Annotated in this window: 4 protein-coding genes, 1 tRNA gene and 2 pseudogenes; 6 read left to right on the top strand and 1 reads right to left on the bottom strand. The window is 70.0% G+C overall.

Translation table 11 applies throughout. From position 1 onward, the window contains the following. Positions 1–197: 197 nt before the first annotated feature. Together IH13_RS0102995 and IH13_RS0102985 are read left to right on the top strand one after the other, a co-directional pair. Positions 198–270, top strand: a tRNA-Thr gene (locus IH13_RS0102995). Between the two features lie 237 nt (positions 271–507). After that, positions 508–1,653, top strand: coding sequence for a HEAT repeat domain-containing protein (locus IH13_RS0102985; protein ID WP_158791030.1), 1,146 nt, complete (start codon positions 508–510; stop codon positions 1,651–1,653). A 142-nt stretch (positions 1,654–1,795) separates the two neighbouring features. Here the strand turns inward: IH13_RS0102985 and IH13_RS0102975 are convergent, their stop codons facing one another. Then, complete coding sequence (locus IH13_RS0102975; protein WP_031080812.1) at positions 1,796–4,408, bottom strand: SpoIIE family protein phosphatase; 2,613 nt, start codon at positions 4,406–4,408, stop codon at positions 1,796–1,798. 419 nt (positions 4,409–4,827) lie between these two features. Here IH13_RS0102975 and IH13_RS0102970 point away from each other — a divergent pair, with 419 nt between their 5' ends. The 4 genes and pseudogenes from IH13_RS0102970 to IH13_RS0102955 all read left to right on the top strand — a co-directional run. Then, positions 4,828–9,873 (top strand): HAMP domain-containing protein, encoded by a 5,046-nt coding sequence (locus tag IH13_RS0102970; RefSeq protein WP_420713332.1) that lies wholly within the window; start codon positions 4,828–4,830, stop codon positions 9,871–9,873. Further along, positions 9,819–10,229, top strand: a pseudogene (locus tag IH13_RS45950) (response regulator); the annotation flags it as partial. The gene IH13_RS0102970 and the pseudogene IH13_RS45950, both read left to right, overlap by 55 nt. 244 nt (positions 10,230–10,473) lie before the next feature. Continuing rightward, entirely contained in the window at positions 10,474–11,154 is a 681-nt protein-coding gene (locus tag IH13_RS0102960) for a response regulator (protein WP_031080806.1), read from the top strand. Positions 11,155–11,270: 116 nt separating this feature from the next. After that, positions 11,271–12,532 (top strand): annotated as a pseudogene (locus tag IH13_RS0102955) (cell division protein FtsK); the annotation flags it as partial.

Below are 12,532 nucleotides of genomic sequence, written 5' to 3'. Positions count from 1 at the left end.
GGCTTTTCTGCGTTCCAGGGGCATTTTCGCGGAGGCCCGAGACGTACCGGCACCGGCTGGCGCGGAGACCTGGGCCGGCGATCCGGACCCACGCCCGCCGCAGACCCATGACAAGGAACTGGGAGCGGACGGTGGTTATGAGTGGCTCCCTCGTTGGGGTATGCTTTAGCTCGTTGCCGCAGGGCGACAAGCAACAGGCCCCAATAGCTCAGTCGGTAGAGCGTCTCCATGGTAAGGAGAAGGTCTGCGGTTCGATTCCGCATTGGGGCTCAGGAAAGCAGAAAGGCTCCCGTCTCAGACGGGAGCCTTTCTCGTATGCGGGCCTCCGCAATCCGGTGCGTGCCTCGCATGGCCACCGTGTCGCAGGACTCTGCCATCATGCGGTCGTGACCACTGCGGAAGACGACCTGCTGGTCGGCCTGGACGAAGTTGACTGGGCGGCCCTGAACCACGCCTACGGGACGGCCGCCGATGTGCCCGGCGGGCTGCGTGCCCTGTGCGGACGCGATGAGCAGGCACGACAGCAGGGCCGTCAGCGGGCTGTTCAATCATCTCGCGCACCAGGGAACCCGCTGCCAGGCATCTCCGTACGTCGTGCCGTTCCTTGCCCGGATCGTTCTCGCCGGCCCGGATCCGGCGCGTGAGCTCGCGCTGGAGCTCCTGACCGGCCTCGCGGTCAACTGGGACGAGGAGTGCGCGATCATGGACGGGGCCGACATCGCCGCCTGGCGCGCGGAAGCAGCCGAGAACTCCTCCGACAAGCTCCTCCCGCTGTACGAGGAGGCGCTGGCCGCTGAGCAGGACGAGCAGCGACACCGGCACCTACGGGACATCCAGGACTGGGTGGCGGCCGGCAATCCGGTCGATGCCCGTGACTCCTCGATGCGGTCGTACGACGCCGTACTCGCCGAACTTCCGGCACTGCGCGGTCTCCTGGACGACGAGAATCCCCGCGTCCGCACCAGGACCGCCCACCTGCTGGCCTGGTTTCCCGAACTGGCGGACACCTCCCTGCCCCTCCTGCTCGGCCTTGCCGCGCGGGAGGACGACGCCGTCGCGAAGGCCACCTCGCTGGTAGCCGTCGGCATCCTCGGCACGACGGCCCTCCCGGGGACCGTCATCGACAGTCTGGACGCCGAGGACGGGCTCGTACGCTGGGCCGCCGCCGCCGTCGCCCAGGCCGCCCGGAGAGCGTCTGCGGAACTCGACCGTCCGGCCCTCGACCGGGCCGTTGCCGAACTCGCTGCGGCGGCCGCGGCCCCTGCGCCTGTACCAGCGACCGGCTACAGCCTGGGCGACTTCCACGGTCACACCGCCGACGTTCTGCTCGCCCTTCCGCCCTGCCCCGCCTCTAGTGCCGCAGTCGCCGCCTGTCTGCCGTCCGTCAGCCCTTCGCAACGGGCGTCCAAGGCGAAAGCGGTTCTGGCCCACCTCTTCCCTGGCCCCTTGCCCGAGCCCCGCCCTCCGTACGAGCGTCTCTCCCGTCCGCAGCAGCAGCTTCTCCACGCCCTCGCCGATCTCCTCGAAGGCTGGTGGAACACGGACCAGGACCTCGGTGGGAGTCTCGCCTCTCACGGACTTCCGGCCACCCACGCGGCACTGCGCGCGTACACCGGGCTCTTCGCGGCCGGGAACCGCCCCGCCGGCCAGTGACCGGCGCCGTGGCCGGTGGCGGGATCACAGACAGGTGACCAACGGGATCCGCCCCGGGTGCGGACGGTGTGCGGTCTTCTCCGGCGCCCCGGCCACCCGGGTCCGCAACAGGACGGGATCCTCGGCGGTCACGGTCACCGCGCTAGAAGTTCTGAGGCTCCGGCACCCGCATGGCCAGGATCGCCATGTCGTCCGAGGCCGGCTCCGCCGCGAAGCGCTCGACGGCCCGCAGAATGCGTCCTGCGACCGCTCCGGCCGTCAGGCCCGTACACACCGAGAGGACTTCGGCCAGGCCGTCGTCGCCCAACATGCGGGTCCCCTCGCGGCGTTCGGTCACGCCGTCCGTCACGCAGAGCAGGACGTCGCCCGGGTCCAAGGTGACCTCCTGCTCGTACAGCTCCAGGTCGTCCATGACCCCCAGCAAGGGCTGAGGGTCGGCCGCGGGCTCCACGGAGCCGTCCTGGCGCAGACGCAGCGGAAGGGGGTGACCGGCGCAGACCACTTTCAGAAGGGCGCTGCCGTCCTCCTGAGGCCACAACTCCCCGTACAGCAGGGTCAGGAAGCGGCTGCGGTCGCCCTCATCCATGATCGCCGCGTTGAGGCGTTCCAGCACCGCCGGACCGCCGAAGCCCTCCCGGGCCAGCAGGCGCAGCGCATGACGGGCCAGACCCGTCACCGCAGCCGCCTCGGGGCCCGTGCCGCAGACGTCGCCGATGGCGAAGCCGTAGGCGCCGTCACGGATGGGGAAGACGTCGTAGAAGTCGCCGCCGACCTCGTTGCCCTCGCCAGCCGCGCGGTAGATCACCTCGATCTCGACGTTGGGCACGTCGGGCAGCCCCGGCGGCAGCAGACTGCGCTGGAGGGACTGGCTGATGGCCATGCGCTCCGAGTACAGCCGGGCGTTGTCCAGGGCCAGGGCCGCCCGCCGGGACAGGTCCTCGGCCAGCTCCAGGATCTCCTGGCGGAAGTGCTCGTCGGACGGCTTGCCCAGCGTGAGCATGCCGATCACACGGTTGCGCGCGACGAGCGGCAGGACCACCGTCTCCCCGCCGACCGCTGCCGCCGTCGCCAGCGTCGTGCGTGCGGCCGAACCCATGCTCAGCGGGGCGTCCCGGCCGAGCGTGCGCGTGGAGACCCGCAAGGCGGCCTCGTGGCCGGCCCGGGCGGGAGCGGGCCAGATGCGTGCCCCCGGGGTGGGTACGGGGTCCGGCGGGGCGATGGAGGACAACAGTTCCTTGAGGCCGTCGATGCGCTCCTCGTCCTCGTGCAGGACGTACGAGAGATACGGCTCCGAGAGCTGGTCGGCGATCGTGTACACGGCGCACCAGGTGGCCAGCGTCGGCACCGTCATCTGTGCCATCAGCGCCAGGGTCTGATCCCTGTCCAGCGTGCCCGCCAGCAGGTCGGACGCCTCGACCAGGAACGACAGGGAGCCACGGCGCAGCCGCTCCAGCTCTCCCAGCCTGGCCGACTCCACGGCGAGCGCGATACGGTCGGCCGCGAACTGGAGGCGCAGCGCCTCCTCGTTGGTGTACCGGCCCGCCGCCTCCGCAGCGACCCCCAGGGAACCGGTGAGCCGGCCCTCGACCTTGAGCGGCACCGTGACGACGGAACGCATCCCCGTGTCGGTGAGCAACGGCACGGCACCCGGGACGGCGGCCAGGTCCTCGTGGACCGCCGGCATACGGGCGGAACTGTAGCGGTTGGTACCGGCTTCGACGGGGACCCGGGCGAAGCGCTGGCGGGCCGAGGGCAGCCCGGTCGTCGCCCGTACCTCGAGCTCCGTCTCGTCGTCGGTGGCCAGCAGCAGGAACGCCGCGTCGGCGTCCAGCATGTCGCGGGCCCGCTCGACCGTGCGTTGCAGCAGCCCGTCGAGATCGTCAGGGGCCGGAGAGCCGATGAAGACCTCGAAGGGGTCCACGGCGCGGTTCTCGTTCGAGGAGTCGACGGGGGGCCGCACCGGGGTCTGCAGCACGGCGCGTTCGTGGTCCCGGACGAGGAGACAGACGGTGGAGGGCTCGCCCTGGGTGTCACGGACCCGGAGGTGCGAGGCGTACACCGGGATCACCCTGCCGTCCGCGCCGCGGATGCCGTAACTGCCCTCCCAGCGGGAGAGCCGCAGCGCGTCGGCGATGCCCGTGCTCGTGCCCGGGGTGTGCGGCCAGGCGGCGAAGTCGGTGAGCTGCTTGCCGGTGACCTGGTCGGCCGCGTAGCCGAAGAGGAAGACGGCGTCCTCGTTCCAGGAGGCGATCGCCCCCGAACCGTCGATCTGGACGACCGCCACCCGCACCCGCTCGTCGGCGACCGGGAGCAGGGCCGTGGGCAGGACAGGGCCCGCGGAACGGATACCCACGGGCCGCTCGGGGAGGTCGAGCTGGAACCAGACGTGTTTGTGCGCCGGGCTGTACTCGACGCCCCAGCGCGAGGCGAGAGCGGCGCACAGGAGCAGTCCCCGGCCGCCCTCGCGGTCCGGGCTGCCGAAGTCGAGCCCGGAACTCTGCAGCGGGATCTCCCGCTCCGGGTAGTGGTCGGAGACCTCGACGCGCACACCGTCCTCGGTGCGTAGACACAGGACGTCGGCCGCGGTGCCCGCGTGCACGACGGCGTTGGTCACGAGCTCGCTGGTCAGGACGACGGCGTCGTCGACGACGTCGGTGTAGCCCCAGCCCTGCAGGGTGTCGCGGACGAAGGCGCGGGCCGTCGCCACCGAGCGTCCGACCGGATCGAAGGTGGCAGCCGCACGCGCGGTGATCACAGCACTCCCCATATGGTGTCTCGTCGCTTCCCCGAGTCCTGTGCCCGTTTCTCGCCGCTTCGATTCGCCTGCCAGGCTAGACGCTCGCCCGGTGTCCCGGGTACACGAGGGCGTACTTGTCTCCTCGGCCCCCCGGGGCGGTGCGCGGGTGAGCGGCTGTGGACGCCCGGTGAGGGAGGAGGGACAACGCACGACCTTGCCCCCTGTCCGGTTGCGGCCTGGTACGTTTCAACGATTTGACGTCCGCATAGTCACCCGTCGACGGTGTGCTGTGACGGTGAGCCGAAGTGGAAGTGGGCAAGCTTCCGACAGCGGGCCTGGAACGGCCCGAGCGAATGGTCAACCCCTGCGGGAGGGACACGGTGGAGTCTGGCGTGGCGGCGCGGGGTTCAGGAACGCGCACTAAAGGCGGACAGTCCGTGAAAAAACAGCGCCATGGAACCATCGAGGTGGACGCGGCAGCTCTGAACAGACTGCTCGGGGCCCTCGTGGCGATGCGCGACGGGAACTTCCGCAGGCGGCTGACCGTCTCCGGTGACGGCGTACTCACGGAAATCGCGGCGGTCTTCAACGAGGTCGCCGACCGCAACCTCCACCTGACCGGTGAACTCGCCCGGGTACGCCGTGTGGTCGGCCGGGAGGGCAAGCTCACCGAGCGCCTGGAGACCGGCGCCTGCGAAGGCTCCTGGGCGGCGGCGATCGATGCCTCCAACGAGCTCGTGGACGACCTGGCGCGGCCCGTGTCCGAGGTCGGGCGGGTGCTCTCCGCGGTCGCCGACGGTGACCTGGAGCAGCGGATGGAGCTGCGGAGCCACACGGCCGACGAGACGGTCCGGCCCCTGCGGGGCGAGTTCCTGAAGGTCGCCCGTACGGTCAACAACCTGGTCGACCAGCTGTCCGCGTTCACCGAGCAGGTGACGCGCGTCGCGGTCGAGGTGGGCACCGAGGGGAAGCTGGGCGGCCAGGCCCAGGTGCGCGGCATGTCCGGGTCCTGGAAGGACCTCACGGACTCCGTGAACACCATGGCGTACCGGCTGACCGCACAGGTGCGTGACATCGCCCTGGTGACGACCGCCGTCGCCAAGGGGGACCTGTCGCGGAAGGTCACCGTCCATGTGGCCGGTGAGATGCTCCAGCTGAAGAACACCGTCAACACGATGGTGGACCAGCTGTCGTCGTTCTCCTCCGAGGTGACCCGGGTCGCCCGCGAGGTGGGTACCGAGGGCGAGCTGGGCGGACAGGCGACGGTGCCGGGGGTGGCCGGGGTCTGGAAGGACCTCACCGACTCCGTCAACACGATGGCCGGCAATCTCACCTCCCAGGTGCGGGGCATCGCCGAGGTGACGACGGCGGTCGCCAACGGCGACCTGTCGCAGAAGGTCACGGTGAGCGCACGCGGCGAGGTCGCCCAGCTCGCCGAGACCATCAACCAGATGACGGAGACGCTGCGCACCTTCGCCGACGAGGTGACGCGCGTGGCGAGCGAGGTCGGGGGCGAGGGGCTGCTCGGCGGACAGGCCCAGGTGCCGGGTGCGGCGGGTACCTGGAAGGACCTCACCGATTCGGTGAACACGGTCTTCCGCAACCTCACGACGCAGGTGCGGGACATCGCGCAGGTGACCACGGCCGTGGCCAGTGGCGACATGACGCAGAAGGTCACCGTCGACGTGGCCGGCGAGATGCTGGAGCTGAAGAACACCGTCAACACGATGGTGGACCAGCTCCAGTCGTTCGGGTCCGAGGTGACCCGGGTCGCCCGGGAGGTCGGCGTCGAGGGCCGCCTCGGCGGCCAGGCGGAGGTGCCGGGTGCGGCGGGTACCTGGAAGGACCTCACCGACTCGGTGAACACCGCCTTCCGGAACCTGACCGGCCAGGTCCGGGACATCGCGCAGGTGACGACCGCCGTCGCCAACGGCGACCTCTCGCAGAAGGTCACCGTCGACGTGGCCGGCGAGATGCTGGAGCTCAAGAACACCGTCAACACCATGGTGGCCCAGCTGTCCAACTTCGCCGACCAGGTGACACGGATGGCACGCGACGTGGGCACGGAGGGCCGGCTCGGCGGTCAGGCGCGCGTCGACGGCGTGTCCGGTACGTGGAAGGAACTCACCGACTCCGTCAACTTCATGGCGGGCAACCTCACCTCCCAGGTGAGGCAGATCGCCCAGGTGACCACGGCGGTGGCGCGGGGTGACCTGTCGCAGAAGATCGACGTGGACGCCCGGGGCGAGATCCTGGAGCTGAAGAACACCATCAACACGATGGTGGACCAGCTCTCCGCCTTCGCGGACCAGGTGACCCGGGTGGCTCGTGAGGTGGGCACCGACGGGCGGCTGGGCGGTCAGGCGCAGGTGCCGGGCGTGGCCGGAGTGTGGCGCGACCTGACGGACTCGGTGAACGGCATGGCCGGGAACCTGACCGCCCAGGTCCGCAACATCGCGCAGGTCGCCACGGCGGTGGCGCGGGGTGACCTGTCGCAGAAGATCGACGTGGACGCCCGGGGCGAGATCCTGGAGCTGAAGAACACCCTCAACACCATGGTGGACCAGCTCTCGAACTTCGCCGAGCAGGTCACCCGGGTCGCCCGTGAGGTGGGCACGGAGGGCATCCTCGGCGGCCAGGCGGAGGTGCAGGGGGTCTCCGGTACGTGGAAGGACCTCACCCAGTCCGTCAACGGCATGGCGAACAACCTCACCCTCCAGGTGCGGAACATCGCCGAGGTGACCACTGCGGTCGCCAAGGGGGACCTGTCCAAGAAGATCACCGTCGACGCCAAGGGCGAGATCCTCGAACTGGTGACGACGGTCAACACGATGGTCGACCAGCTGCTCAACTTCGCCGACGAGGTGACCCGGGTCGCACGCGAGGTGGGTACCGAGGGCATCCTCGGCGGTCAGGCCCGGGTGCGCGGTGCGACGGGCATCTGGAAGGACCTCAGCGACAACGTCAACCTGATGGCCAACAACCTCACCAGCCAGGTGCGCAACATCTCCCGGGTCTCGTCCGCGGTCGCCAACGGTGACCTGACGAAGAAGGTCACCGTCGAGGCGCGCGGCGAGGTCGCCGAACTCGCCGACACCGTCAACACGATGGTGAAGACGCTGTCCTCCTTCGCCGACGAGGTGACCCGGGTCGCGCGCGAGGTGGGCACCGAGGGCGAACTGGGCGGCCAGGCGCGCGTCCCGGGGGTCTCGGGCACCTGGAAGGACCTCACCGAGTCGGTGAACTCGATGGCCTCCAACCTGACCGGTCAGGTACGCCAGATCGCCGCGGTGACCACGGCCATCGCCAAGGGCGACCTCACGAAGAAGATCGACATCGACGCGCGGGGCGAGATCCAGGAGCTGAAGAACACCATCAACACGATGGTCGACCAGCTCTCGTCCTTCGCCGAGCAGGTGACCCGGGTGGCCCGCGAGGTGGGCACCGAGGGCCAGTTGGGCGGTCAGGCCCGGGTGCGCGACGTCGACGGCACCTGGCGCGACCTCACCGAGTCGGTGAACGAGATGGCCGGGAACCTCACCCGCCAGGTGCGCGCCATCGCGGCGGTCGCCACTGCGGTGACCCGGGGCGACCTCAACCTCAAGATCGACGTCGACGCCGCCGGCGAGATCCAGGTCCTCCAGGACAACATCAACACGATGATCGCCAACCTGCGCGACACCACCCTGGCCAACAAGGAGCAGGACTGGCTCAAGGGCAACCTCGCCCGGATCTCCGGTCTGATGCAGGGCCGTCGCGACCTGGACGACGTGGCGTCCCTGATCATGAGCGAGCTGACCCCGGTCGTCTCGGCCCAGCACGGGGCGTTCTTCCTCGCCGTCCCCACCGGGGACAGTGACGAGGTGGGCGCGGCCGACGGGGCCAACGACAGCGCGTACGAGCTCCGGATGCGCGGCAGTTACGGCTACTCGGCGGGCTCGATGCCGACGTCCTTCCGGCCCGGCGAGACGCTCATCGGTACGGCGGCCGAGGAGAAGCGGACGATCCAGGTGGACAACGTGCCGCCCGGCTACCTGAAGATCTCCTCCGGACTCGGTGAGGCCCCTCCGGCCCATGTGATCGTGCTGCCGGTGCTCTTCGAGGGCAAGGTGCTCGGCGTGATCGAACTGGCCTCGTTCCAGCCGTTCACCCACATCCAGCGGGACTTCCTCAACCAGCTCGCCGAGATGATCGCGACGAGCGTCAACACCATCAGCGTCAACACGAAGACCGAGAAGCTCCTCGAACAGTCCCAGGAGCTCACCGAGCAGCTCCGGGACCGCTCCCAGGAGCTGGAGAACCGGCAGAAGGCGCTCCAGGCGTCCAACGCCGAACTGGAGGAGAAGGCCGAGCTGCTGGCGCAGCAGAACCGCGACATCGAGGTGAAGAACACCGAGATCGAGGAGGCCCGGCAGGTCCTGGAGGAGCGTGCCGAACAGCTCGCGGTCTCGATGCGCTACAAGTCGGAGTTCCTGGCGAACATGTCGCACGAATTGCGCACCCCGCTCAACTCGCTGCTCATCCTCGCCAAGCTGCTCGCGGACAACGCCGAGAGCAACCTCTCGCCGAAGCAGGTGGAGTTCGCCGAGACGATCCACGGGGCGGGCTCCGACCTGCTCCAGCTGATCAACGACATCCTGGACCTGTCCAAGGTCGAGGCGGGCAAGATGGACGTCAGCCCGACCCGGATCGCTTTGGTGCAGCTGGTCGACTACGTGGAGGCGACGTTCCGGCCGCTCACCGCGGAGAAGGGGCTCGACTTCTCGGTACGGGTCTCCCCGGAGCTGCCGGCCACGCTGCACACGGACGAGCAGCGGCTGCTCCAGGTCCTGCGCAACCTGCTGTCCAACGCGGTGAAGTTCACCGACGGCGGCGCCGTGGAGCTGGTGATCCGGCCGGCCGGGGCGGACGTGCCGAACTCCATCAGGGAACACCTGCTGGAGGCCGGTTCGCTGCGCGACGCGGACGCGGACCTGATCGCGTTCTCCGTCACCGACACCGGGATCGGTATCGCGTCCAGCAAGATGCTGGTGATCTTCGAGGCGTTCAAGCAGGCCGACGGCACCACCAGCCGCAAGTACGGCGGCACGGGGCTCGGGCTCTCCATCAGCCGGGAGATCGCCCGGCTGCTGGGCGGCGAGATCCACGCCGCGAGTGAGCCGGGACGCGGGTCCACCTTCACGCTGTACCTGCCGTTGCACCCGAGCGGGCTGCCGCCGCAGGGCTACCCGCAGACGGTGCCCGGGAGCGTCGAGATCCCCATGGCCGGCGCGGGGGAGGACCCGCACCTGGAGGCGGGCCCGCACGCCGGTGGCGAGCCGCCCCTGGGCGATCCGGCCGCCACGGCCGGGGTGTTCCGGCGCCGGCGCAAGGCCCTGGGCACGGCCTGTCTCTTATACACATGTATAAGAGACAGGTGCAGAGCCCGCAGGAGGAGCAGGAGTCCCGGCCGGTGTTCCGGTTCCACGGGGAGAAGGTGCTGATCGTCGACGACGACATCCGCAACGTCTTCGCGCTCACCAGCGTGCTGGAGCAGCACGGGCTGACGGTGCTCTACGCGGAGAACGGGCGCGAGGGCATCGAAGTCCTCGAACAGCACGACGATGTGACGATCGTGCTGATGGACATCATGATGCCCGAGATGGACGGCTACGCCACGACGACGGCCATCCGCAGGATGCCGCAGTTCTCCGGGCTGCCCATCGTCGCGCTGACCGCCAAGGCGATGAAGGGCGACCGGGAGAAGGCGCTCGACTGCGGCGCCTCCGACTACGTCACCAAGCCCGTCGATTCCGACCACCTGCTGTCGGTGATGGAAAGGTGGATGCGCGGAGAGTGACCGTTTGGTGCGCGTGGGGTCGTGAACCGCTGATCGGATGTGCTCGAAAGGGTGTGAGTGTGGGGAATCCGGGGAACCTTCTGGACTCGTCCCGCGTTTGAGCTATGTGCACAGTGACATCGCGGTGACAGGGTGTGGTGACGGGCGGGGTGCGGCTACCATGACCGGCACAAGGACGGACGGCGCAAGGGAGTCGTCCCCTGGGGCGGCACCCGGTGCGATTCCGGGGCGAGGAGGGCGGGCCATGATGCAGAAGGCCAAGATCCTCCTGGTCGATGACCGGCCGGAGAATCTGCTGGCGCTGGAGGCCATCCTCTCTGCGCTCGATCAGACGCTGGTGCGGGCATCGTCAGGGGAGGAAGCGCTCAAAGCGCTGCTCACGGACGATTTCGCGGTCATTCTGCTGGACGTCCAGATGCCAGGGATGGACGGATTCGAGACGGCCGCGCACATCAAGCGGCGGGAGCGGACCCGGGACATCCCGATCATCTTCCTCACCGCGATCAACCACGGTCCGCACCACACCTTCCGGGGTTATGCGGCAGGCGCGGTGGACTACATCTCGAAGCCCTTCGACCCCTGGGTCCTGCGGGCCAAGGTCTCGGTCTTCGTCGAGCTGTACATGAAGAACTGCCAGCTGCGTGAACAGGCCGCGCTGCTGCGGCTCCAGCTCGAGGGCGGGGTGCAGCCGGGGGCCGACGACAGGGAGCCCGCAGGGCTGCTGGCCGAGCTCTCGGCACGGCTGGCGGCGGTCGAGGAGCAGGCGGAGGCCCTCTCCAAGCAGTTGGACGACGATTCGGCCGACGCCGCGGCCGTGGCCACCGCCGCCCATCTGGAGCGCAAGCTGACCGGGCTGCGCCGCGCGCTGGACGCGCTGGAGCCCGGCACCGGCGGCTCCGCGAACGCCCTGCCCTCGCAGGGTTAGCGACCCCGCGGCGCGGCTGACGGCGCGTCACTTCCGTGCCCCCGACCGCACGACACGGACGGGTGAAGCCGTAGGCACACGTGTCCACCGCGGTCGACACCGGTAACCTCGGTCACATGGCCTCACGTACGTCCGGCAAGGGTTCCCAGGGGGCGGCGGGCGCCGCGAAGGCTGCCGGCCGTGGTCAAGGGCCGGCCAGGAAAGCCGCGCCCGCCAGGAAGCCCGCAGCGAAGAAGACCGCGCCCGCGAAGAAGGCTCCCGCCAAGAAGGCGGCGGCCAGGAAGCCCGCGCCCAAACCCGCCCCGTCCCCCACCGGGGGCGTGTACCGGCTGGCCCGAGCCGTCTGGCTGGGCACCGCCCACGGCGTCGGCGCGGTGTTCCGCTCCATAGGGCGCGGCGCGAAGGGACTCGACCCCGCGCACCGCAAGGACGGTCTGGCCCTGCTCCTTCTCGGTATCGCGCTCGTCGTGGCCGCGGGCACCTGGTCACATCTGCAGGGTCCCGTCGGCGATCTCGTGGAGATGCTCGTCACCGGGGCCTTCGGACGGCTGGACCTGCTCGTGCCGATACTGCTGGGCGCCGTCGCCGTGCGGCTGATCCTCTATCCGGAGAAGCCCGAGGCCAACGGCCGTATCGTCATCGGTCTTTCCGCCCTCGTGGTGGGGGTGCTCGGCCAGGTGCACATCGCCTGCGGCTCACCGGGCCGCGAGGACGGCACCGACGCCATGCAGGGTGCCGGCGGGCTCATCGGCTGGGCCGCCTCCAAGCCGCTGATCTTCGCGATGGGCGAGGTCCTCGCCGTCCCCCTGCTGTTGCTGCTGACGGTCTTCGGGCTCCTGGTCGTCACCGCCACCCCGGTCAACGCCATCCCGCAGCGACTGCGGCAGCTCGGCGTGCGGCTGGGCCTCGTCGCCGCGCCGGAGGAGTACGAGGACGCCGACGACGAGCGGTACGACGAGCAGTGGCGCGAGGTGCTGCCGGAGGGTGCCCGTCGCTCCTCGACCCGCCGCCCGGCGGGCGGGGACGTCTACGACGTGGACCGGACGGACGGTGGGGCGCCGGCCAAGCGCCGCCGTACGCGCACGTCTTCCGCACAGCCCGCGATGAACCGGACCCTGGACGCGGTGGACGTCGCGGCCGCCGCCGCTGCCGCCCTCGACGGGGCGGTACTCAACGGAATGCCTCCCTCGCCGGTCGTCGCCGACCTCACCCAGGGCGTCTCCGCGGAGCGTGAACGCACCGGGACGCCGGTACCCGGGGCCAGGGCGGGCGAGAAGAGTGCCCGGGGGGCACGCGGCGCGCAGGACGGCGGCGCCTCCGGTTCCGGCCGTGACGAGGCCCCCTCCGGCTCGCGCGGCGTCCCGGATCTGACCAAGCC

The organism is Streptomyces sp. NRRL WC-3549 (assembly GCF_000721935.1).
In the GTDB taxonomy this organism is placed as follows: Bacteria; Actinomycetota; Actinomycetes; order Streptomycetales; family Streptomycetaceae; genus Streptomyces.
The sequence above is the reverse complement of the archived record's forward strand: the minus strand, read 5'-3'. Positions and strand labels throughout refer to the sequence as shown.

What these genes read in the sequence shown, in the direction of transcription:
- IH13_RS0102985 (WP_158791030.1), top strand. Translation starts at nt 508, where the DNA reads ATGAGCAGGCACGACAGCAGGGCCGTCAGCGGGCTGTTCAATCATCTC.
- IH13_RS0102960 (WP_031080806.1), top strand. Translation starts at nt 10,474, where the DNA reads ATGATGCAGAAGGCCAAGATCCTCCTGGTCGATGACCGGCCGGAGAAT.